This window comes from Pseudoalteromonas maris, from assembly GCF_049257235.1.
In the GTDB taxonomy this organism is placed as follows: Bacteria; Pseudomonadota; Gammaproteobacteria; order Enterobacterales; family Alteromonadaceae; genus Pseudoalteromonas.
Genome location: NZ_JBMMUF010000003.1, coordinates 111,115 through 133,666, shown reverse-complemented (window position 1 = coordinate 133,666; position 22,552 = coordinate 111,115). Strand labels below are relative to the sequence as shown.

At 45.5% G+C, this 22,552-nt stretch carries 19 protein-coding genes; 12 read left to right on the top strand and 7 right to left on the bottom strand.

What is annotated here, in order from left to right:
• The first annotated feature begins 2 nt into the window (after positions 1-2).
• The 6 genes from AAEU32_RS05510 to AAEU32_RS05485 all read left to right on the top strand — a co-directional run bounded on the left by AAEU32_RS05510 (position 3) and on the right by AAEU32_RS05485 (position 6,867).
• Complete coding sequence (locus tag AAEU32_RS05510) at positions 3-425, top strand: hypothetical protein (protein WP_421969526.1); 423 nt, start codon at positions 3-5, stop codon at positions 423-425.
• Positions 426-536: 111 nt separating this feature from the next.
• Positions 537-1,136: a DUF3885 domain-containing protein gene (locus AAEU32_RS05505; protein WP_421969525.1), complete on the top strand. Its 600-nt coding sequence runs from the start codon at positions 537-539 to the stop codon at positions 1,134-1,136.
• Between the two features lie 1,052 nt (positions 1,137-2,188).
• Positions 2,189-3,202 carry a Fe(3+) ABC transporter substrate-binding protein gene (locus AAEU32_RS05500; RefSeq protein WP_421969524.1) on the top strand — a complete coding sequence of 338 codons (1,014 nt, stop codon included), beginning with the start codon at positions 2,189-2,191 and terminating at the stop codon, positions 3,200-3,202.
• Positions 3,203-3,215: 13 nt separating this feature from the next.
• On the top strand, positions 3,216-4,847 hold the full coding sequence (locus AAEU32_RS05495) for an ABC transporter permease (protein ID WP_421969523.1): 1,632 nt from the start codon (positions 3,216-3,218) through the stop codon (positions 4,845-4,847).
• The gene (locus AAEU32_RS05490; protein WP_421969522.1) at positions 4,847-5,887 is read left to right on the top strand and encodes an ABC transporter ATP-binding protein; all 1,041 of its coding nucleotides are present in this window, start codon (positions 4,847-4,849) and stop codon (positions 5,885-5,887) included. Before AAEU32_RS05495 ends, AAEU32_RS05490 begins: the two co-directional genes overlap by 1 nt.
• Before the next feature lie 74 nt (positions 5,888-5,961).
• Positions 5,962-6,867: a Dyp-type peroxidase gene (locus AAEU32_RS05485; protein ID WP_421969521.1), complete on the top strand. Its 906-nt coding sequence runs from the start codon at positions 5,962-5,964 to the stop codon at positions 6,865-6,867.
• Here the strand turns inward: AAEU32_RS05485 and argR are convergent.
• Positions 6,864-7,331, bottom strand: a complete 468-nt coding sequence (gene argR / locus AAEU32_RS05480) for a transcriptional regulator ArgR (protein ID WP_421969520.1) — start codon at positions 7,329-7,331, stop codon at positions 6,864-6,866. The genes AAEU32_RS05485 and argR overlap by 4 nt on opposite strands.
• Positions 7,332-7,558: 227 nt before the next feature.
• Here argR and mdh point away from each other — a divergent pair, with 227 nt between their 5' ends.
• The 5 genes from mdh to lpdA all read left to right on the top strand — a co-directional run bounded on the left by mdh (position 7,559) and on the right by lpdA (position 15,706).
• On the top strand, positions 7,559-8,494 hold the full coding sequence (gene mdh / locus AAEU32_RS05475) for a malate dehydrogenase (protein WP_421969519.1): 936 nt from the start codon (positions 7,559-7,561) through the stop codon (positions 8,492-8,494).
• A 281-nt stretch (positions 8,495-8,775) separates the two neighbouring features.
• Positions 8,776-9,525 carry a pyruvate dehydrogenase complex transcriptional repressor PdhR gene (gene pdhR / locus AAEU32_RS05470; protein ID WP_421969518.1) on the top strand — a complete coding sequence of 250 codons (750 nt, stop codon included), beginning with the start codon at positions 8,776-8,778 and terminating at the stop codon, positions 9,523-9,525.
• 88 nt (positions 9,526-9,613) lie between these two features.
• Positions 9,614-12,280, top strand: coding sequence for a pyruvate dehydrogenase (acetyl-transferring), homodimeric type (gene aceE / locus AAEU32_RS05465; RefSeq protein WP_421969517.1), 2,667 nt, complete (start codon positions 9,614-9,616; stop codon positions 12,278-12,280).
• A 10-nt stretch (positions 12,281-12,290) separates the two neighbouring features.
• Entirely contained in the window at positions 12,291-14,150 is a 1,860-nt protein-coding gene (gene aceF / locus AAEU32_RS05460; protein ID WP_421969516.1) for a pyruvate dehydrogenase complex dihydrolipoyllysine-residue acetyltransferase, read from the top strand.
• Positions 14,151-14,293: 143 nt separating this feature from the next.
• Complete coding sequence (gene lpdA, locus AAEU32_RS05455; protein ID WP_421969515.1) at positions 14,294-15,706, top strand: dihydrolipoyl dehydrogenase; 1,413 nt, start codon at positions 14,294-14,296, stop codon at positions 15,704-15,706.
• 83 nt (positions 15,707-15,789) lie between these two features.
• Here the strand turns inward: lpdA and AAEU32_RS05450 are convergent, their stop codons facing one another.
• The 6 genes from AAEU32_RS05450 to AAEU32_RS05425 form a co-directional block, all read right to left on the bottom strand.
• On the bottom strand, positions 15,790-16,077 hold the full coding sequence (locus AAEU32_RS05450) for a hypothetical protein (RefSeq protein WP_421969514.1): 288 nt from the start codon (positions 16,075-16,077) through the stop codon (positions 15,790-15,792).
• 245 nt (positions 16,078-16,322) lie between these two features.
• Positions 16,323-17,282: a DUF2608 domain-containing protein gene (locus tag AAEU32_RS05445; RefSeq protein ID WP_421969513.1), complete on the bottom strand. Its 960-nt coding sequence runs from the start codon at positions 17,280-17,282 to the stop codon at positions 16,323-16,325.
• Positions 17,279-19,282, bottom strand: coding sequence for a GMC family oxidoreductase (locus AAEU32_RS05440; protein WP_421969512.1), 2,004 nt, complete (start codon positions 19,280-19,282; stop codon positions 17,279-17,281). The genes AAEU32_RS05445 and AAEU32_RS05440 overlap by 4 nt, the downstream gene beginning before the upstream one ends.
• Complete coding sequence (locus AAEU32_RS05435) at positions 19,279-19,779, bottom strand: hypothetical protein (RefSeq protein ID WP_421969511.1); 501 nt, start codon at positions 19,777-19,779, stop codon at positions 19,279-19,281. The genes AAEU32_RS05440 and AAEU32_RS05435 overlap by 4 nt, the downstream gene beginning before the upstream one ends.
• Entirely contained in the window at positions 19,772-21,082 is a 1,311-nt protein-coding gene (locus AAEU32_RS05430; RefSeq protein WP_421969510.1) for a hypothetical protein, read from the bottom strand. Before AAEU32_RS05430 ends, AAEU32_RS05435 begins: the two co-directional genes overlap by 8 nt.
• Before the next feature lie 123 nt (positions 21,083-21,205).
• Positions 21,206-21,745, bottom strand: a complete 540-nt coding sequence (locus AAEU32_RS05425; protein WP_421969795.1) for a GNAT family N-acetyltransferase — start codon at positions 21,743-21,745, stop codon at positions 21,206-21,208.
• A gap of 71 nt (positions 21,746-21,816) precedes the next feature.
• On the opposite strand from AAEU32_RS05425, the gene AAEU32_RS05420 reads away from it, so the two are divergent.
• On the top strand, positions 21,817-22,482 hold the full coding sequence (locus AAEU32_RS05420) for a tRNA-uridine aminocarboxypropyltransferase (RefSeq protein WP_421969509.1): 666 nt from the start codon (positions 21,817-21,819) through the stop codon (positions 22,480-22,482).
• The last annotated feature ends 70 nt before the right edge of the window (positions 22,483-22,552 follow it).

Below are 22,552 nucleotides of genomic sequence, written 5' to 3'. Positions count from 1 at the left end.
TTATGGCGGCGTTATACCTTCTTATGAAATATTTTTATTTGGCGGTTTTAATTCTGGGGTTGAACGGGTGCTCCTTCAGTGAATCAGAGGCACCGCGCTTAGATTTTGATTACGCTAAAGAGCCGTTAAAACTAGTCGAGTACGTTGACGGAAGTTGGGAAAAAGTTTGTTTCCTCGGCCCTTATTCGACTGATGAGGCTGCCGAAGAGTTGCTAGGTTTTGAATGGCAATTAGAATCATTGACGTCAGTGTGGGTAAACGATGGCGTTACTCTATTAGTCTTCGTTGAAAATGCTTCTGTTCAATCGTACTACGAGGTTTCTAGAACACATTATGATTTCAGTGTTTTTTCAAATTCTTGTGTTAACCGTAATTCGAGCTCATTTATAAAGAGTGGTTCCAAGGTGTTGCAAACACAGGTATAACAAACACATTAAGCCAGCTTCGCTGAGGCAGTAATACGTGGGTTCTGTCGCTTCGCTCCAATTTTAGCCCACGCATCGCCGTCCCTTATGTGGGTATTGGAGAGCTCAAGGATGATCCAGCAAGCATTCGAAAAATTTGGAAAGAATTCCTTCCAACATGCGATTTTCTATAGCAACGAAAACTGTTTAAGATTTGAGTTGTCGGAAGCTGCAAAGCATGACTCTCATATTTCGATGTTCACAACCGCTCTAGAGCGTTGTACTGAAATTATCGAAACTGTATTCGAAAAGAACAATGAACTTTCAATCTGTATCTCATTTGCTGGAGATTCTCTTCTATCAAAGTTGTCTCAGTTTCGTGAATTAAAACAGTTAGGAATCAAGTTCCCAAAAATAAGGTACATATACAGTGAATGGGACGAAGATGAGGAGTGGCATCGAAACTACGTTTTTTTCAAAATAGCTAAAACCGAACTCCATAAATTACTCTTTGGTAAAATGGCAAATGATCTAGGGATCAGCCCATCTTATTGGCTCGACGTTTACATATTTGATTTGGAGCTAGGCGTTTTGGCACATCCATATGATGATAGAGGTATGGATCTGGTGGGTAGCAATAAATTCATGCTTTCTAGAATCTACAAACAGTTTAATAGTTGGCTTTTACAATATGATATTGGCATCATGAAGCAATGGTTTGGTAATCCGTAGAAGTTACTAAATAGGACGCAAGACGCTTGGTTTGAGCACCTTCGTCGCTAATTTTAGCCAAGTACATTTCGCCAGTTATGCGAGCGTTACTAAGAAAGTACAATGCATGATACTGAGTCAACAGTTACAGAATTAGAGGCTTCTCTCTTTCCTTATAAAGTAAGATCTTCAACTGCCTATTCCGATAAACGTATCGAGCCTAATTTTACTGAGGTTAGTGCTTTGATTATTGTGCGGCGCGCCGCTTGCGCTTGCAGCCATAGCTGTTGCGCTGGAGTTTGAGCTGAAAAATAGGCAAAAAAATACGCGACCTAAAAGGCCGCGCTGACGGAATTTTTCTAGCATCCTGCCAGATATTGAAGCAAGTTCAACTCCCTAAGATCTGCGAAAGATCCTCCGCAACATGTTGCGGTTTCATCCTTGGTCCTTTTCCTGTGACAACCTGTCTTGCGACTCATTAGTAGGGTATCTTTGGTTCGCGTTTTGATACCTTAAGTCTGGGATTAGTCCATCACTTCCTGTGAGCTAACATCCTGTTAGTTTTCCTTCGAGAACCCAACCTCTTTCATCCTTGAGTAACATCCATACTCTGTTGTGCATCTTGCACTTACTGTAAGAAACCTTTCCGTGTCTCTATTCCATGTAGTAAAAGCATCCCGCTTAAATTCACATCCTTGCGAACTGGTTTTCCTTAACTCCGGGGTCTGTATCCCTTACAAACCACCCGTATAGTTTAATAGATGCGGGCGAAGAGATCTGTATGCAAAAAGTGGTCAGGATTTTGTAAGAATATTGAAATGAAAGGTAAAAGCGATAAAGATCAGTAGTTTGTTGTGATTCTGGAAGGTTTTTCATGAGGGTATTTGAGTGATCGCTTCGCACTATGTGAGATATTTCTCACACGTTGTGGCGCTAAGTTGGAAGCCATTAGCGTCAGGGGAGTGCGAAACACTTAGCAAACATCACTCGCTTTAAATACTGTACATTTTTAACTTTGATAGTATGATGCGTTTGAGAATTATTATTATTTGCAACTTTGTTTGGAGGCTTTAATGAAAAAAGCACTGGGGTTTGCGCTAGCATCTGTCATTACCGCGTTCTCATCGGCAGCTATGGCTGAAGAAACAGTTAACATTTATTCTTTTCGCCAACCGTTTCTAATTGAGCCAATTTTAGAAAAATTTACTGAGCAAACAGGGGTTAAAACCAATGTCGTGTTTGCCAAAAAAGGCTTGATTGAGCGTCTTAAGCGTGAAGGAAAACACACTCAAGCAGATCTCGTGTTAACGTCAAACTTTAGCGCTTTAATGCAGCTAGAAGAAATGGCTTTAACTCAAGCGATTGCAAGTGAAACCGTTAACGCTAATATCCCAGCAGGTTTTCGTGATCCGCAGGGGCAATGGGTTGCTCTTACAAAGCGCGTTCGTAATGTTTATTCATCAAAAGATCGTGTTGGTAAGCTTGATACATTACGCTATGAAGACTTAGCTACTGATGCGTACAAAAACAAAGTGTGTATGCGCCCAGGTAAGCACCCTTACAACCTCGCATTGGTTGCATCTATGATTGCTCATCATGGTGAAGAACAAACAAAAGCATGGTTAGAAGGTTTGAAAGCGAATCTTGCTCGTAAACCTCAAGGTAATGACCGCGCTCAAGTTAAAGCGGTTAAAGAAGGTTTGTGTGACGTGGCGATCGGTAACAGCTACTACTTCGGTAAGATGATTGAAGATCCGCAGCAAAAAGCATGGGCTGACTCAGTATTTATTAACTTCCCGAACCAGCAAGACCGAGGCGCACATGTGAACGTTTCTGGTGTTGTGCTCACCAAGCATGCCAAAAACACTGAAAATGCCTTGAAACTGATCGAGTTTATGACCGACAATACCGCGCAAAATATGTATGCCTCTGTGAATATGGAATATCCGGTTAAGCCGGGCGTGCCATTGTCTGAGCTTGTGGCTTCTTGGGGCGAGTTCAAAGAAGATACTCTGCCGTTATCGGAAATCAGCAAGCACCGTCCAGCAGCTTTAAAACTGCTAGATGAGGTGAAATTCGACCTATAACTGATTGGTATAAATGCAGTTTAAGCTTTCGCTGTCTTCGTGGCAGCTAATAGCATGCGCGACAGGCTTTGGCCTGTCGTTGCCGTTATGCTTCCTTATATTTGAGTCTTTACAAAGTGATCCTGAGGTGTTCGCACACCTGTGGGATACTGTGCTGTGGGACTACATCGGCAATACCCTGATCCTTATTTTGGGGGTGGCGTTACTTAGTTGCTTAATTGCATTGCCATTGGGGTGGCTCGTTGCCAATTGTGAGTTTCCGGGGCGCAAGCATTTTGAGTGGGCGTTAATGCTGCCGCTAGCCATGCCAACGTATTTAATTGCCTACGTTTACACTGATTTATTTGACTATGCCGGCCCGGTACAAATTGCTCTGCGCGACTTTTTTGGTTGGCAATCACCTGACGATTACTGGTTTTTTGACATTCGCACCTTAGGTGGGGCAATTGTAATGATTGCGCTGGTGCTGTATCCCTATCTGTTTTTAATTTTTAAAACCGCACTAAAAGAGCAATCTCCGAAATTAGTGCATGCCGCACACATCATGGGGCAATCGCCAATACAAAGCTTTTTCAAAGTGAGTTTGCCACTGGCACGAGGTGCTATTGCTGCGGCCATTGCACTTATTAGCATGGAAGCCATGGCTGACTTTGCCACGGTCAGTTATTTTGCCGTGAGTACTTTGACAACAGCAGTGTATGACACCTGGTTTGGTTATTACTCACTCACCGCGGCGGCAAAGATATCTGGCATTATGTTGCTCATATTATTTGTCGCTATTATGGTTGAGCGCTACTCTCGACGCAATCAGGCTGTGTTTGAACGACAGAGCCAAATTACCCATGAACCACTGTATTATCTAACAAAACGCAAGGCGCTGGCAGCTACCTTATTTGCCAGTAGTATCTTGCTCATCGCCTTTGCTATACCCGTGTTTGTGTTACTTGGTTATGCCATTGATTACTTTACACAAGCGTGGAACAGCGCCTTTTTTGAGTATGCGTGGCAAAGCTTAAAAGTGTCGGCCATTGTCAGCTTCGCCACCATAGTGTTGAGCATTTTTGTGGTTTATTTTCAGCGCTTAACGCCCAGTGCGTGGAGTTTATGGCCGGGCCGCATGGCCAGTACGGGCTATGCTTTACCCGGCACAGTGTTAGCCATTGCTGTATTGCTACCGCTGACGTTTATTGAAGGTAAGTTAAATGTGTGGTTCGACTCATCATCGTGGCAGCCTGGACTGTTTTTGAGCGGCACCTTGTTTGCCATTATCTTCGCCTACATTGTGCGTTTTTACGCTATTGCTCATGGCACGATAGAGGCGAGCTTTAGTCGCATCAGCCCTAATTTGGATATGGCGAGTCAATCAATGGGGCGAAGCCCAAGACAAACACTGACGAGCGTCCACATTCCAATTTTACGACGCGGCATCCTCACCGCAGCCTTGCTGGTGTTTATTGAATGCATGAAAGAGTTGCCCGCAGCACTGCTGCTTAGACCATTTAATTTTGAAACCTTAGCAACGCATGTGTTCCAATATGTTAGCGATGAGCAACTTGAACTTGCTTCAGTGGCTGCACTCTTTATTGTTATTGTGGGTTTGATCCCGCTGTATTTTATTAACCGCTCAATGGAATATAAACACTGATGACGGCGCAATTACACCTAGAGAACATTTGTTTTAACTATAGTGAGCGAGCGGTAGTTGATAACCTGAGCTTGCGCTTAGGTGATAACGAAATTCTCTGCCTATTAGGTGCCAGTGGCTGTGGTAAAACGACGACCCTCAAAGCCATTGCCGGTTTATTGCGTTTGCAATCAGGGGTGATCCGTTTAGGGGATAAAGTTCTGTGTGACGAGTCGCAGTTTATTGCGCCTCAGCACCGTAACATGGGCATGATGTTCCAAGACTATGCGTTGTTTCCGCACTTAAGTGTGGCGCAAAACATTGCATTTGGTCTAACAGATTTAAATAAGAGTGAAAAAGCAGCTCGCGTCACAGAGATGCTTGCGCTGGTGCACTTAGAAGAGTGCGCTGAGCGTTATCCGCATCAGTTGTCAGGTGGGCAGCAGCAGCGTGTAGCAATTGCCCGAGCATTGGCTTACAAGCCAAGTTTATTACTGCTCGACGAGCCGTTTTCAAACATCGACCATCAAGTGCGCTTTCAGTTAATTGCCGATATTCGCAGTATCATTAAAGACCAACAGGTTAGCGCTATTTTTGTGACGCACTCTAAAGAAGAGGCTTTTGCTTTTGCTGACACATTGGCTGTCATGCACCAAGGTAAAATTGCCCAACAAGGCACGCCACAAGAGTTATTCGGGCACCCGCGCTCGCGCGTTGTTGCTGAGTTTTTAGGGGATGGCTTGTATCTTGATGCAACCATGCAGGATGACTATCACTTCGAAACACAGTTTGGCGTGGTCAAATCATTACAGCCAGTGAACGCCAAGGCTAAAGAAGGTCAGCTGTATGTACGTCCCCATGATTTACATCTGGTTGCTGATGACAAAGGCACAGTGACCGTGCTTTCTAAGCGTTTTGTGGGCACTGAATATGTGTATCGTGTGCGCGTAGGTGAGCAGGAAATTGAAGTACCCGTAAGCCAACCTGAACAAGAGTTTTTGCCGACACAAAAGCTATCGATTACAATTACCTCACACTCGGTAAATTTCTTTACTGATTAATCGCTTATTCATCGCACCAAGAGGCGCTATGATAAAGCACGCATAACAATAAAAGTCGAAGGAATTTAGCATCCATGCCTAAAGCGCAGTCTGGCGTTTGTGCGCAGGCGAATTTACATGGCCTGCATCTGTTTTTTAATGTCTTAGATGGACATGATGAAACGGTTAAAAGCAAAATTGCACAACTAGTTGAATTGCAAGCGGAATATGACGACCGTTTTTCCGAGGCAATGGTATCTAGTTTTGTTGCTATTGGTGCGCAATATTGGCCTCATTTCTACTCACAGGGGATGCCCCGTGAGCTGGCTAGCTTTCCAAGCTTTGCTAATGCTGATCACAGTGTGGGTGTGAGACCGTTCGATTTATTCATCCAAATACGCTCTGATAGAGAAGACGTGAACCACCTGTTTGGCCAACGTGTTTTGCAAGTATTGAGCCCTGATGTTGAATTAGTGGAAGAGATCACCTGCTTTCGATTTTTGGATGGCCGTGATTTTAATGGCTTTGTTTATGCCCCTGATACACCTCGCGGTCGACAAAAAATGCTCACTGCATTGGTTGATGAGGGCGACGCAGAGTTTGTGCAAGGCAGTTATATTCATGTGCAACGTTTCACCCATAATCTTAATGCGTGGCAAGCATTATCCATTGAGGATCAAGAGCTGGTGATGGGGCGTACGCGCTTGGATAGTGAGCTACTTATGCCACTCAATGCCAACAGCCATGCCGTATGCACTGAGTTAAAAGACGAAAAGGGTGAACCGCTTATTCTGCATCAAGGCATGCCATTTGGTAGCATGAACAAGCAAGGAATGTTGTCAGTTACCTGCTCGGCCAGTGGCTCTGCATTTGCGCAGATGCTCAAAAGCCAACTAGGTGATCACCAGCATTATGATGCGTGGCTTGATTTTACGCAGGCGGATATGGGAGCTGCATTTTTTGCTCCCTCAATCGAGTTTCTTAAAAGTTTAAAAAGTTAGACGTTGTCGAATAACTTACGCACGCGCTCTAGCGTGGTATCGATTTCAGATACTTTGGCAGGGGCGATAAAAATAGTGTCGTCCCCAGCAATCGTGCCCAGTACACCATCGGCTTTGCCTAATGAGTCCAGTAAACGGGCAATAAGTTGAGCCGCACCCGGACTGGTGTTGATGATGATCATCATTTCGTTGTGTACGATGTCGATCACCAGTTGGCGTAATGGTGATTTAGCCGTTGGCACCGCGAGTTCTGCTGGTAAGCAGTACACCATTTCTTGTTTCGCGTTACGCGTTCTTACTGCACCGAATTTGCTCAACATGCGCGACACTTTACTCTGGCTGATGTTGTCAAAGCCTTGCTCTTTTAAGGCGTCAACTATCTCACCTTGAGAGCCAAAATTTTCTTCTTTGAGGATGGCTTTGAATGCCTTGACCAGTGCTTCTTGTTTTTCTTGCGCTTGCATAATGTCATTCTTCTTTGCAATAAATTGTAAACATTCTACCTAAGAAGTGAGTGTATTTCATCACGACTTGCTGTTTACACCTAAGTTTACGACCATAGTTGAGATTATCATCAAAATAACGACGATAAATTTGTTTTTAGCGCCCATTTTCATTATCTTTATGGCCATCAATTGGTCACACGACCCAATCTCTACAAACTAGTCTCGTTATTTTACGGAGAATTAAAATGAAAGTTGCCGTTTTAGGTGCTGCCGGTGGTATCGGTCAAGCGCTATCTTTACTACTAAAAAATAGCCTTCCAGCAGGTTCTGAACTGTCGCTATACGACGTAGCGCCTGTTGTTCCTGGTGTTGCTGTAGACCTATCACACATCCCAACTGCAGTAGCAGTAAAAGGTTTCGGTAAAGACGACCTTGATGCAGCACTAAGTGGTTGTGACATCGTTTTAATTCCAGCAGGTATGCCTCGTAAGCCTGGCATGGACCGCGCTGACCTATTCAACGTAAACGCAAGCATCGTGCAAACACTTGCTGAAGGTATCGTTAAAAACTGTCCTAAAGCGATGGTTGGTATCATCACTAACCCAGTAAACGGCACTGTGCCAATCGTTGCTGAAGTATTCAAAAAAGCAGGTACTTACGATCCAGCTCGCGTATTCGGTGTAACGACGCTAGACGTTATCCGTGCAGAGACTTTCGTTGCTGAACTTAAAGGTCTAGACGTAAGTGAAGTTAAAGTACCAGTGATCGGTGGTCACTCAGGTACAACTATCCTACCTCTACTTTCACAAGTTGAAGGCGCTTCTTTCTCAGATGAGGAAATTTCATCACTAACAACGCGTATTCAAAATGCTGGTACTGAAGTAGTTGAAGCAAAAGCGGGTGGCGGTAGCGCAACATTATCTATGGGGGCAGCAGCAGCGCGTTTCTGCCTTTCTCTAGTTAAAGGTATGCAAGGCGAAGAAGTAATTGAGTACGCTTACGTTGAAGGTAACGGTGAAGACGCACAATTCTTCGCTCAGCCTGTACGTTTAGGTAAGAACGGTGTTGAAGAGCTTCTTTCTTACGGTGAGCTAAGCGCGTTCGAGCAAAAAGCAAAAGACGACATGCTTGCAACTCTGAACAAAGATATCCAAGAAGGTATCGACTTCATGAATAAATAAGCTTGCTATTTTAAATAGTTAGCTGCCACTTAAGCGGTCGTTTTAGGTGGATAAAGCCTCTACATCAATGGTGTGGGGGCTTTTTTATGGTCAAAAATTGGTGCTTTAACTGGTATGACCATTTGTTGCAATGTGAAAAAGACTTTAATTTTTGTCCATATATTCCATACTGAGTGAACACTTTTTGAGTCGTTTACCGGCATTTTTGACAGCCTAGGGTGAATCTGGTAACGTATCTGCACTTTTTGGTATGACCAATTTACCCAAAGCTAAAAATAACAATGTCATTAAAAGTCAAAGCAGCGAAACTTTCAGATGTGATCCTAGCGCAACTTGAGAACATGATTCTGGAGGGGTCGCTGGCACCTGGTGAGAAATTGCCACCGGAGCGTGAGCTGGCAAAACAATTTGAAGTGTCTCGACCTTCACTGCGTGAGGCAATTCAGAAACTGGAAGCCAAAGGTTTAGTAACGCGCCGTCAAGGTGGTGGCACATTTGTTAAAAACCAGCTTGAAGAAGGGTTAAGTGATCCGCTGTTTGAGTTGATCAGTAAACACCCTGAGTCTCAGTTTGACTTACTTGAGTTTCGTCATGCCCTTGAAGGGATTGCGGCGTACTATGCGGCGCTGCGTGGAACGCAAAATGACTTTGTGAAAGTAAAAGAAAGTTTCGACAAGATTGCCCAAGCGAGTGATGATTTGTCAGCGAAGGCCAAAGCCATCAATGCATTTCATTTTAGTATCGCTGAAGCGTCGCACAATGTGGTGTTGTTGCACCTAGTGCGCGGCATGCAAGCCTTGTTGGAGCAAAATGTACTGCAAAACTTGCAAGTACTTTTGAAGAAAACCGCGGTTTCTCAGCAACTCGCTGAGCATCGTCAGGTGTTAATGGATGCCGTGATTGAAGGTCGTCCAGAAGAGGCACGTCTAGCCAGTAATGCACACTTAGCGTTTATTGAAGAAGCATTACTGGAAGCAACCAAAGAGCACTCTCGTATCGAGCGCTCATTACGACGTACTCGAGCACAATAAAATTCGCTGTAAGCCCCTGTGGAGCATGGCTCGCATAGGGGCTTTTTGGCATTTTAAATTCGTATTTTAAACATAAGGAAAACTCCATATGTCTGAAGTCAATAAAGTTGACGTAGACGCATTTGAAACCCAAGAGTGGTTACAAGCCCTTGAGTCTGTAGTGCGTGAAGAAGGCGTTGAGCGAGCGCAATTTATTCTTGAGCAAGTATTAGAGCAAGCTCGTTTAGACGGCGTTGATATGCCAACAGGCACAACAACAAACTACGTTAATACTATTCCAGCAGACCAAGAACCTGCATATCCGGGTGATGTAAATCTAGAGCGCCGTATTCGTTCTATCATCCGTTGGAATGCAATCATGATTGTTCTGCGTGCGTCTAAGAAGGATCTTGACTTAGGTGGACACATGGCGTCTTTCCAGTCGTCAGCTGCATTCTACGAAGTGTGTTTCAACCATTTCTTCCGTGCGCCTAACGAGCAAGACGGTGGTGACTTAGTGTATTACCAAGGTCACATTTCACCGGGTATTTATGCTCGCGCATTCGTTGAAGGTCGTTTAACGGCTGAGCAACTCGACAATTTCCGTCAAGAAGTTGATGGCAATGGCCTTCCTTCTTACCCACACCCTAAATTGATGCCTGAATTCTGGCAATTCCCAACTGTATCTATGGGTCTAGGTCCAATCGCATCAATCTATCAAGCTCGCTTCCTTAAGTACCTTGATGGTCGTGGTTTAAAAGATACCTCTAATCAGCGCGTCTACGCATTCCTTGGTGATGGCGAGATGGATGAGCCAGAATCACGCGGTGCAATTTCGTTCGCTGCGCGTGAAGGTCTTGATAACCTGTGCTACCTAGTTAACTGTAACCTACAGCGTCTAGATGGCCCAGTTATGGGTAACGGCAAGATCATTCAAGAACTTGAAGGTTTGTTCAAAGGTGCTGGCTGGAACGTAATCAAGGTTGTGTGGGGCAGTGGTTGGGACAAGCTACTTGCTAAAGACACAACAGGTAAACTACTACAGCTGATGAACGAGACAGTTGATGGTGATTACCAAACGTATAAAGCCAAAGATGGTGCCTACGTGCGTGAGCACTTCTTCGGCCGCTATCCAGAAACAGCAGCGCTTGTTGCTGATATGACAGACGAAGAAATCTTCGCGCTGAAGCGTGGTGGTCATGAGCCATCAAAACTATTCGCAGCATTCAAAGCGGCGCAAGAAACCAAAGGTCGTCCAACTGTGATCCTTGCTAAAACCGTGAAAGGTTACGGCATGGGTGATGCAGCTGAAGGTAAAAACATTGCGCACCAAGTTAAGAAAATGGACATGACGCACGTAGCACATCTACGTAACCGTCTAGGTCTTGAAGATTTGGTATCAGAAGACGATCTGGCTAACCTTCCTTACCTAACATTGGAAGAAGGTTCGAAAGAATACGAATACTTGCATGCACGTCGTAATGCGCTTCATGGCTACACGCCGCAGCGTCTTCCTAACTTTAGCGAAGAGCTGGCATTACCTCAGCTAGATGCATTTAAGCCTCTACTTGAAGAGCAAAAGCGTGAAGTATCAACGACTATGTCGTTTGTTCGTACGCTTAATGTGCTACTAAAAGACAAAGGTATTGGTAAAAATATCGTGCCAATCATTGCTGATGAAGCGCGTACGTTTGGTATGGAAGGCTTGTTCCGCCAAATCGGTATTTACAACCCACGTGGCCAGAACTACAACCCAGAAGACCGTGACATCGTTTCTTATTACAAAGAGGACCAAGGCGGTCAGGTACTGCAAGAAGGTATCAACGAGCTAGGTGCAATGTCATCATGGGTTGCTGCAGCAACATCTTACAGCACCAACGATCTACCAATGATCCCGTTCTACATCTATTACTCAATGTTTGGCTTCCAACGTGTAGGTGACATGGCGTGGATGGCAGGTGACCAGCAAGCACGTGGTTTCTTACTAGGTGCTACCGCAGGTCGTACAACGCTTAATGGTGAAGGTCTACAGCACGAAGATGGTCACAGCCACATTCTTGCAAACACAGTTCCTAACTGTATTTCTTACGACCCAACATTCGGTTATGAAGTTGCAGTAATCATCGAAGATGGTATCCGTCGTATGTACGGTGAGAACCAAGAGAACGTGTTCTACTACCTGACTCTGATGAACGAAAACTACCATCAACCGGCTATGCCAGAAGGTGCTGAAGAAGGTATTCGTAAGGGTATCTATAAGCTAGAAAGTTATGCTGGCAGCAAAGGTCAAGTGCAGCTTCTAAGCTCTGGCACAATCATGAATGAAGTTCGTAAAGCGGCGCAAATCCTTAGCGACGACTACGGCATTGCGTCAGATGTATTCTCTGTGACGTCATTCAATGAAATTACACGTGATGCGCAAGATGCAGATCGTTACAACATGCTGCACCCTGAAGCAGATGCAAAAGTTCCTTACCTTGCGACTGTACTAGGTGATGCACCAGCAATTGCTGCAACTGACTACATGAAGAATTATGCCGAGCAAATTCGTGCCTTCATCCCAGCTGAGTCTTACCGCGTACTAGGTACTGACGGTTACGGCCGCTCGGATAGCCGTGAAAACCTACGTCGTCACTTCGAAGTGAACGCAGGTTACGTGGTAGTTGCTGCACTGACTGAGCTAGCTAAACGTGGTGATGTTGAGAAATCTGTAATTGCAGATGCAATTAAGAAGTTCGACATCGACGCAGACAAGATTAACCCGCTGTACGCTTAAGAGGTTAGCAATGACTATTGAAATTAAAGTACCAGATATTGGTGGCGATGAAGTTGAAGTGACTGAGATTCTTGTTGCCGTTGGTGACAAGGTTGAAGTTGAGCAATCGCTTATCACTGTAGAGGGTGACAAAGCCTCTATGGAAGTACCTGCAAGCGAAGCGGGTGTGGTTAAAGAAATCAAAATTGCTGAAGGTGACACGGTATCAACGGGCACCTTGATTATGATTTTTGAAGGTGCAGCTGCAGAAGCTGCTCCTGAACCTGCAGCGGCGCCAGCGCCAGCTGCAAGTGCGACTGCCAGCGCAAGTGTTGACATTAATGTGCCAGATATTGGTGATGATGAAGTAGAAGTCACTGAAATCATGGTCAGTGTTGGTGACACCGTTGAGCAAGAGCAATCAATCCTAAGTGTTGAAGGCGATAAGGCTTCAATGGAAGTGCCAGCGCCACAAGCGGGTATTGTTAAAGAAATCAAAGTGAACGTTGGCGACAAAGTAAAAACTGGCTCGCTTGTGTTTGTCTTTGAAACAGCTGGCTCAGCTCCTGCACCAGCGGCTGCGAGCGCACCAGCACAAAGCGGTGGTGTGAAAATTAAAGAAGTTGTCGTGCCTGATATCGGTGGTGACGAAGTTGAAGTGACAGAAGTCATGGTTAATGTTGGCGACAGCGTGTCAGAAGAGCAATCTATTTTGAACGTTGAAGGCGACAAGGCTTCAATGGAAGTGCCAGCTCCGTTCGCAGGAACTGTGAAAGAAGTAAAAGTGAATGTGGGCGACAAAGTGAGCACAGGTTCGCTCATCTTTACCTTTGAAGTTGAAGGTTCAGCGCCTGCAGCGGCACCTGCTGCCCCAGCAAGTGCATCAGCCGCTGCGGCACCTGCACCGACTCAAAAAGCAGGCGGCCCAGCGCCAGCGAAGCGTGAAGACTTCGTTGAGAACAGTGACTACGCACACGCATCACCTGTTGTTCGCCGTTTAGCGCGTGAGTTTGGTATCAACCTTGCCAAAGTGAAAGGCACAGGTCGTAAGAACCGTGTTATCAAAGAAGACGTGCAGAACTACGTTAAAGAGCTAGTTAAGCAGGTTGAATCAGGTAATGCTGGTAAAGGCGGCAATGGTGCAGGTGTAGACCTTATTCCATGGCCGAAAGTGGACTTCAGTAAGTTTGGTGAGGTGGAAGAGAAGAAGCTTTCACGTATCCAGAAACTTTCTGGTGCAAACTTACACCGTAACTGGGTGCACATTCCGCATGTAACGCAATACGATGAAGCGGATATCACGAGCTTAGAAGCCTTCCGTAAAGAGCAAAATGCGCTTGCAGAGAAGAAAAAGCTAGGCGTGAAAATTACGCCACTTGTGTTTGTAATGAAAGCAGCAGCGAAAGCGTTGGAAGAGTTCCCAACCTTTAACTCATCGCTGTCGGAAGATGGTGAAAGCCTGATCCTGAAGAAGTACGTGCACATTGGTATCGCAGTTGATACACCAAATGGTTTGGTTGTGCCGGTAGTGCGTGATGTAAACAAAAAAGGCATCATCGAACTATCTCGTGAACTAATGGAAATCTCAGCGAAAGCACGTGATGGCAAACTGACATCTTCAGATATGCAAGGTGGCTGTTTCACTATCTCAAGCCTAGGTGGTATTGGTGGTACAGCATTTACGCCAATCGTGAATGCGCCTGAAGTGGCGATTCTGGGTGTATCTAAGTCTGACTTCAAACCGAAGTGGAATGGTAAAGAGTTCGAGCCGCGCTTGATGGTGCCGCTAAGCTGTTCATACGACCACCGTGTAATTGACGGTGCGTTAGCTGCACGCTTTACTGTGACGCTGGCAAATTACCTAAGCGATATTCGCAACTTGGTAATGTAAGACAACTTTAATCCCAGTAAACGGTTTTTACTGGGATTTTTATACATGGCAATGATACAATCTTTGCACAATTTTTGTGAGCAATGACCGTTTAATGAAATTATTCGTTATTGCTTCCCGTTCGGACAAAATAAGGTAATAGCATGAGCAACGAAATCAAAACACAAGTCGTTGTACTAGGCGGTGGTCCTGGTGGTTATTCTGCAGCTTTCCGTGCCGCAGACTTAGGTTTAGAAGTTACTCTAGTAGAGTCGCGCAACACGTTAGGTGGTGTGTGCTTGAACGTAGGTTGTATTCCTTCTAAAGCACTACTTCACGTTGCTAAAGTTATTGATGACGCAAGCGAAATGGCGTCACACGGTGTATCTTTCGGCAAGCCTGAAATCGACCTAGACAAAATCCGTGGTTGGAAAGAATCTGTAATCGGTCAATTGACTGGTGGCTTAGACGGCATGGCTAAAATGCGTAAAGTGAAAGTAGTTAACGGCTACGGTAAATTCACTGGCAGCAACACCATTGACGTTGATGGCACAACGATCACATTCGACAATGCTATTATCGCAGCAGGTTCTCAGCCTGTAAGTCTACCTTTCATCCCTGAAGATGAGCGTGTAATCGATTCAACAGGTGCTCTAGAGCTTAAAGATGTACCAGAGAAGCTACTTGTATTAGGTGGTGGTATCATCGGTCTTGAGATGGGTACTGTTTACCGCGCACTAGGTTCACAAATCGACGTTGTTGAGTTTGCGGACCAGCTAGTTCCTGCGGCTGACAAAGACGTAATCAAGATTTACCAAAAGTACGTTAAAGACAAGTTCAACGTAATGCTTTCTACTAAAGTAGTTGCTGTTGATGCTAAAGATGACGGTCTATACGTAACATTCGAAGGTAAGAACGCGCCAGCTGAGCCAGTACGTTATGACAAAGTACTTGTTGCTGTAGGCCGTACTCCTAACGGTAAGCTTCTTGACGCTGACAAAGCGGGCGTTAATGTTGACGAGCGTGGCTTCATCAACACTGACAAGCAAATGAAGACAAATATAGACCACATCTTTGCAATCGGTGACATCGTAGGTCAGCCTATGCTAGCGCACAAAGCGGTTCACGAAGGTCACGTTGCTGCAGAGGTTATCTCTGGTCAGAAACACTTCTTCGATCCTAAGTGTATTCCTTCAATCGCGTACACAGACCCAGAAATTGCATGGGTTGGTGTTACTGAGAAAGAAGCGAAAGAGCAAGGCTTGAAGATTGAAACTGCGGTATTCCCATGGGCGGCATCAGGTCGTGCAATCGCATCAGCGCGTACTGAAGGTCAAACTAAGCTTATCTTTGATAAAGACACAGGTCGTATCATTGGTGGTGCTATGGTTGGTATTAACGCAGGTGAAATGCTTGGCGAAATCGGCCTAGCAGTTGAGATGGGTGCAGACGGTGAAGACATCGCGCTAACTATCCACGCTCACCCAACGCTGAACGAGTCTATCGGTCTAGCTGCGGAAATCTTTGAAGGTTCAATCACTGACCTGCCAAACAAAAAAGCAGTTAAGAAGAAGTAATCACTTTTTCTTGATGTATAAAAAAACCCGGCCTTGGCCGGGTTTTTTGTATGTGCTGGTGAAGCAATTAATGAGACTCGGTACTAACTGGCTCGCCTTTCAGAAGGCCAGTAGCCTTGCTGGCATAGATACACCAAGCGTTGACAGGCTTTTACAAAATCTGCGCCATTGCGCTCAGCAAACATGGCATTACCTAACTGCTGTACAGACAAACTTGGCTGCACTTGCTGTAGCGCCTCGTAGGTATCTAATACACGTTGGCACAGGCCGTGATTCTCGTGCTCAATGTTCTCCAACCATACGGGCATGTATTCACAACACATCATCTCATCATCCAATGGGATCATTGGTCTTATAGATTGATATTCCATTAGTGTATTGCACAGCGATATAAAACAGTCGGTTCTATTCATGGCTCTTCATTCCCGCGTTAAGCCTAGGTTAATAAAAAAGGGTTAGTACAAAATATAGTCTATTTTTTAACTTAGGTTATTACAGGGCATTACAATAAATGCGATGCATAGGTACAAAGTACAGCCTTAAATTGAAATAAAGTATTTAAAAATCAGTATTTTGTGCAGTTGAGCACACCATGGCTTGGCATAATTAGTTACATTTATTTTTGCTTAGAACAAAGGCGAGCATAACTCGGCTGCAACAGGTTGTTATGCATGCCAGTTATGAGATTGCACCATCGTTGGGTTGCTTTTGCCTGAAATGTGTCAGCGAGTTCTCCCTTTGTCAGTGCTTGTTTATGGCTGGCAAGTGCGGTGTAGTGAAAGGCTGCGAATGTATATTCAGGGTGCTGAGAAAGAGCATCATGCACACTTTTAACGTTCTCTAAGGTGTCATCGATAAAGACTATATGGGTAATATCTTGCTCACTTGTTTTATCTTGGTTGTAGTGCTGTAGCAAACACAACAAATTGCGGCCCTTGTCTTGTCCTGCTAAATACATCACTCCGCTGCGATAAGATATGCTGCGCGATGAGCCACTATCGCACGACATATACGGGCTTGCTAGGCTACTTAGGCCGTTAAAGTGTAAGCTCCGCGTGCTGATGTAGTCATGTAAGTTGATGTCCTCGGTGACCATTAAGTCAGTAAACTGGTCCTCGGTCGCTGAGATGGTTTGATTGCCGCGAGCTGTTTCCACCATTAATCTCACGCCTTTATCACCCAGCGCTTTTAGTACAGAGGGAACATTTTCACGGGTAAATACCATGGTATTGAGCGCAAAAAGTAAGTCAGATGCCTCAATAAGTTCGTGTGTGTTATCCGCTACGCGCATCTTGGCACCGCTTTTTAGTAATCCACTTTGCCACGAATACCACGCTGCGCCGCCTAGATATTGGCAGTTATCTGGATTGCCGTTGTCAGGGCAGGAGATCATGGTGAGCGTGTCATCATTATCCATGACTACCAGAGTGTTTTTGGCTTCATTCCAACTATTCACCTGTTGGACAAGTGAAGTAAATGAATCGGTGCTGTGAATAGGGTTTAAGTTAAGGGTCGTGGCACACAGGCCACTCCCACTAAAACTTAAGCCAATTATGAGTATGAGTTTGGCTGTCATGCTGTGCTTCCTTGTAGGTCCTCTAACATGTATTGGGCCGCTTGGAAGGCCAATGCCGCAATGGTTAAAGTTGGGTTGCCAGTCCCTATCGTTGGAAACACGCCACTGCCTACCATATATAGATTATGGTGATCCCAAGATTGCTGTCTGTGATTCAGTACAGAGGTGTGCTTACACGTGCCCATCCGATAGGTGCCAACAATGTGTCCGGCGCCATAAAACTTAAAGTTATGTAGCGTGCCCGTGCTATCACGATATTGAAAGTTATTTGATGTGGCGTTTGCAGTGTTACTCAAGTCAGGTTCACCTGGGTCTTGGGTATATTCTCTCGCCCCCATCTTATTGAATATCTCGGTAGTGATTTGCTTGGCTGAGACAAATGCTTTGCGTTCATAGTCTGAAGCTAAACGGTATGTCACTTTCGGTCTTGGCAAACCCAAGTTGTCCGTTAAGGTGTCTGATAGCTCAACGCGATTATTGGGATCTGGAAGTTGCTCAATTAAGTAGCCCAAGCGTAGTTGTCGGGTGTAGATTTGATTGAGTGTTTTCACTAGTTGTGCGCCAAAGAGCTTAGCATTGGCGGGTAAGCTTTTATCCCAGCGCAGGGCTTGGCCTTGTTGGTTAACTGAATCACCATTGAGTTGCGAGTTATTTTGACCAAATACAAAATCAGCAAGTGTCGTGCCCGGATCATTGGCCGCCCATTGCCAGCCTTCATTACCAATTTCAATGCGATATGCTGAGCGCTCATGGCGAAATTCACCATCGCGCAGTGACTCAACCCCGCCTGTCGACAAGGGCCCACGGTATGGGTAAATCGGATCTTTTGCCAACCCCCAACCCAAATACATTACATGGTCCATCAAGTTACGGCCAACCTGATCGCTGCTATTGGCAACACCGTTTTCAAATCCTGGATTTTTATTCGACATTAACAGCAGTTTCGGCGTTTCAATCGCGTGCGCAGCCAATACAAACAGCTTGGCCGTGACCGTTCCTTTGCCAGTCGCTATGCCATTGGGAACGGTGTAACTGAGGTAGTCAATGGCGCTGACCTGTTTGCCGTCTGGACTAAGTTGAATATTAGCAGCGACATGTTGATACCAAATATCCACGTTTCCTGTTTGCTGTGCTCTAGCTAGCGTTACGGTGGCATCGTACTTGGCTTGGATTGGACAAAGTGGAATGCAATTGGTGTTACCTGCGCATTGTCTGCGCTCTCCGGGGCGCGAGTTACGCCCTTGAGGGGTAGGGGTAACATAGACAGGGTTCCCTTCATAACTCCATCCCGCCACAGCGTTTTGGTATGTGTCATCCTGAATAGCAGGGGTGATCCCCGGCATAGGATAGTTATAATCAGCACCATATTGTCCGCTGGGATCAACGTTAAACTGGCTGTAGAGTTTATCTATTTGCACTTTATCGCCAGCGACATTTATCTCATTGACGGCTTGTTCATAATACGGCACCAAGTCTTGATAAAATTGTTCACCGCCTGGCCAGTCAACACCTTGTTTGTAAAGGGTTTGCATGGCAAAGTCTTGAGGAAATAGCCGTAAGCATGTACCAAGCCAGTGCCAAGTTGTGCCGCCACCAATGCGCTCATAGGAGCTGGCAAAAGCAAACTTAGCATTAAGGCTCGTGCCCGTAACGCCCGGGTCTTGATTAGGGTAATCAAAATAACACTGCTTTGGTTTACGCCATGAACCAATTTGCAATACCGTATAGCGAGGTGTGTTTTCTAGCGCCGGGTCTGGTAAGCCTAAGGGATTGTCTGAGCTCGATGGCACAGCACCTTGTGTCGCCGGTGGATACGGGCTTTCTGGCGTTTTCGCCGCAGCATTATAAAACGTATTCATATACCCTGAGCGATCTGCGGGAATAGCAGGGCCAGCCTCTAAAATTAACACTTTTTTGCCAGCCTTTCCAAGTTCGTAAGCGACAATGCCGCCAGCAATGCCTGCGCCTACAATGACTACGTCATAATCTGTGTTACTCATGATTGTGCTCCTTCATCATCCTTGCTATTTCCTGTGTAATTGCACAGCGCAGCTGGGGCCTCAGCCCAGTAACCGTAATGCAGATCGGAATCGCCCATGGGATGTGCTTGCATCACCTGCCAAACCAAGGCTTTGCTGTACGCCTTGCCGGAAACAATTGTAAAGCTGGTGCTGCTGTTATCTGCTGCGACTGTCGGCCATGCGCCCATGTACCATAAGTAAATCAGCGCGCGACAAGCAAAAATGAAGGGCTCACCTCGGGAGTCATCCAATAACGACATGCCTATTTGAGATGCACTCTTACCTTGGCTTTTTAACTGGGCAAAAGCACTGAGTATCGTCTCGCTTAACTGCGGATGCTGGGCGTCGATTTTCGCTTGCCACAAAGAGAAATAAACAGACTTCATATCATCCACGTCCAAGGTTGGCGCGATGATGTCTTCATTGAATCCTGTGAGCAGTGCACTTAGGGCGACAAAGTTATCTAGATTACTCATTGCTCTCTCCTTTTGCTTGGGCGCGTTGGAGTAAATAGGTGAAATCAGAAAACTCACCTGTGGTCATGGTGGCGTTGTTATGGCAATTGATACAGCTTGAGGATGTTTGTTTAACTTCGCCTTGGATATAGGTTTCCAGCGTTGTGTTAGCGAGAAACTTGGGGGCAGGTGCGCCAGTGGGATCGGTTGTGCTTTGGGCATTGGTCGGCCACTGCGTACTGACTAATTCATAATTCAACCACACGCTATTGGGAACTGCTGCTTGTAAGCTGTCATGAAACTGAGCGTTGAGTGCCTTGGTTGCATCGTCAATGGGTATCACTCGCATGACTTGAGAAGGTGGAGTATCGGTGTTACTCGGGTTCCATGGTCGCGGTGGGGGGGTATTAACAGTGCAATCTGTGCATTTTGGATTGTAGTAATTGTAATGGGTTTTAGTCAGCGGCTGTCCTTGTGTGGGGACGTTGTTTATGTGCTCAAAGGTCGACCATACCCACTGAGGAGTATTTTCCACTTTAGTGCCAATATGAAAGCCCACTAAACCTACTTTTTGCAATGCACAATGCGCTTTTACACCTGCGTTTTCATGTGGGTTATCATATACGTAGGCATCTGTAGTGTAGAAGTTGCTGCTATCGTCGCCTTCTCCCATCACTTTCCATGCCGCTTTGATCATGATGGCACCATCTTTATTAAGGCTTTGGTTTGTCATCGGGAAATTAGCGTCAGTAGCGAATTTTGCTTGCCCTTCTTGACTGTAAAGTTGGTTGCTGACGATGTAGTCAAACATGGTTTTATTGGTGAGAATTTCAAATCGTGTGTACAGGCCATTTTGATCGATCAGCGGGCCTGTTTGAAAAGGCTCGCCACTCTCATCTAAAACATTCGGTGTTTTGCCCACTTGGTTTAGGACAATCGCGCCATCGGGAGCCTGACATTCCCTAGGTGGCGGATTAGCTTGCCCCCAAGCTGGTGGCGTTTTACCTTGTGGTAAGAAAATGTCGCGGCTTTCCTTATAATGTTGCCATACCACCATGTCACCCACTTGGCCGATCTGTTTACTGGTATCGGGATTGCCATCAGCGGTGGCAGGCCAATTTAAAGCGATAAAAGATTGCCATGAAAATACATCAAACGAATGCTGTAGAGCGTCTAGTGACACCTTTTTTGGGTTGGGTATGTCTTTTGGCAGAACAGGGCTCAGAGCAGCAGAGGTGTCAGCTATGGCTTTATTGGCATGAGTAAAATATGTCGCAGCGGCGAGGGTGCACAGGACGGTTGCAGCGATTACAGAACGTTTCATCAGAGGCTCCTTGAAACTTTAATGTTAAAACTTTGAGAACATAAAATTAACAAAGTTTTAACAGTTTAGTTCAAGAATCCTGAAAATGTGCATTACAACAGGTTACAGGTACAGATTTGTTTTTTATTGTTGCGATGTTTGGTAATAAACCACATCCCAATCGCCCATGGGATCAGCATGAGTGTAGCTTTTTACGTATTGCATACCGAGTTTTTTCATAACAGCAATAGAACCTACATTGCCATGTACAGCGATGGCGCAAAATGCGCTTATATCAGGTTGCTTGGCCAGAGTATTCATGATGTGTTTTGCCGCTTCCGTTGCAAATCCTTTGCCCCAACTGATTTGTTTAAAGCGCCAGCCTAACTCTAAGTTATGCCACTGCGGTTCATCAGAAAAAAACATGTAGGGACGAACCAATACCCAGCCCAAAAACTGTTGGGTTGATTTTTCAGTGACCTGCCAAAGACCCCAGCCTTTTTGAGGATTAAGGTAGCTGGCTAGGCGCGGTAACATGACCGTATTTATTTCTTCTTTTGAGGTGACCTTGCCACCGTTGATATATTCCATAACGGCAGGATCTTGGTCGAGTTCGAATAGCAAGTCGCCGTCCTCTAGTGTCATTAGGCGGTAACTTAAACGGTCACTGTCGGGTATGGTTATCATGTTATTTCCTTACTGTTTGCACTACAATACGCGCCCTAATCTCAGTGCACCCAAACGGTAAAAGACCAGTGACGAATTCAGTATTAAAACTGCGAGCTCAGCAAATAGCAATGGCAAAGCGCGAGTATAAAGCACGCGGCAGTAAATTAAGCCGTTGTGAGCTGTGTTTATTAGCTCAGTCGCTGTGTATTTGCGCCAGTACTGAGCAAGCAACCTGTGACGCTGCGGTGTGCATGTTGATGTATCACAATGAAAGTTTTAAACCTTCCAACACTGGTCGACTTATTGCCGACATTGTGCCGGATAACTATGCGTTTCGTTGGGATAGAACCGAGCCTGACGACGCATTGCTAGCGTTGATAGCAAACCCTCAATATCAGCCATACCTAGTCTTCCCCAGCGCAGGGATTGAACCACAACGGGTGCGCACCGATGTTGCACGTGACAGTAACAAGAAGCCACTGTTTATTTTTCTTGACGGTACGTGGCGAGAAGCCAAAAAAATGGTGCGCAAATCACCGTATCTCGATCACTTACCGGTACTGTCAATTAGCCCAGAAAGACTCTCAGACTATCGCCTGCGTGTTGCTCCGCATGCCCACCAGTTGGGTACCGCAGAAGTGGCAATCATGGTACTCGCGCTCGCCGGTGAAGATGATGCAGCGAGCAAGCTTGAGGATCACTTTATTGCTTTTCGCGGTGCATACCTTAAAGGAAAACGATCTAAAGGCTAACTGTTTCTGTGTAATTGGAGTTGTTCATTTAGTGGCTTGATTTTGCTAGACTCTGGTTTTCTTTTTACTC

Excerpts from the sequence above, each read along its gene's own strand:
- AAEU32_RS05490 (WP_421969522.1), top strand. The coding sequence starts at position 4,847 with ATGACGGCGCAATTACACCTAGAGAACATTTGTTTTAACTATAGTGAG.
- aceE (WP_421969517.1), top strand. The coding sequence starts at position 9,614 with ATGTCTGAAGTCAATAAAGTTGACGTAGACGCATTTGAAACCCAAGAG.
- AAEU32_RS05495 (WP_421969523.1), top strand. The coding sequence starts at position 3,216 with ATGCAGTTTAAGCTTTCGCTGTCTTCGTGGCAGCTAATAGCATGCGCG.
- AAEU32_RS05450 (WP_421969514.1), bottom strand. The coding sequence starts at position 16,077 with ATGGAATATCAATCTATAAGACCAATGATCCCATTGGATGATGAGATG.
- AAEU32_RS05510 (WP_421969526.1), top strand. The coding sequence starts at position 3 with ATGGCGGCGTTATACCTTCTTATGAAATATTTTTATTTGGCGGTTTTA.
- lpdA (WP_421969515.1), top strand. The coding sequence starts at position 14,294 with ATGAGCAACGAAATCAAAACACAAGTCGTTGTACTAGGCGGTGGTCCT.
- AAEU32_RS05500 (WP_421969524.1), top strand. The coding sequence starts at position 2,189 with ATGAAAAAAGCACTGGGGTTTGCGCTAGCATCTGTCATTACCGCGTTC.
- AAEU32_RS05505 (WP_421969525.1), top strand. The coding sequence starts at position 537 with ATGATCCAGCAAGCATTCGAAAAATTTGGAAAGAATTCCTTCCAACAT.
- AAEU32_RS05485 (WP_421969521.1), top strand. The coding sequence starts at position 5,962 with ATGCCTAAAGCGCAGTCTGGCGTTTGTGCGCAGGCGAATTTACATGGC.
- AAEU32_RS05440 (WP_421969512.1), bottom strand. The coding sequence starts at position 19,282 with ATGAGTAACACAGATTATGACGTAGTCATTGTAGGCGCAGGCATTGCT.
- AAEU32_RS05445 (WP_421969513.1), bottom strand. The coding sequence starts at position 17,282 with ATGACAGCCAAACTCATACTCATAATTGGCTTAAGTTTTAGTGGGAGT.
- pdhR (WP_421969518.1), top strand. The coding sequence starts at position 8,776 with ATGTCATTAAAAGTCAAAGCAGCGAAACTTTCAGATGTGATCCTAGCG.
- aceF (WP_421969516.1), top strand. The coding sequence starts at position 12,291 with ATGACTATTGAAATTAAAGTACCAGATATTGGTGGCGATGAAGTTGAA.
- AAEU32_RS05435 (WP_421969511.1), bottom strand. The coding sequence starts at position 19,779 with ATGAGTAATCTAGATAACTTTGTCGCCCTAAGTGCACTGCTCACAGGA.
- mdh (WP_421969519.1), top strand. The coding sequence starts at position 7,559 with ATGAAAGTTGCCGTTTTAGGTGCTGCCGGTGGTATCGGTCAAGCGCTA.
- argR (WP_421969520.1), bottom strand. The coding sequence starts at position 7,331 with ATGCAAGCGCAAGAAAAACAAGAAGCACTGGTCAAGGCATTCAAAGCC.
- AAEU32_RS05430 (WP_421969510.1), bottom strand. The coding sequence starts at position 21,082 with ATGAAACGTTCTGTAATCGCTGCAACCGTCCTGTGCACCCTCGCCGCT.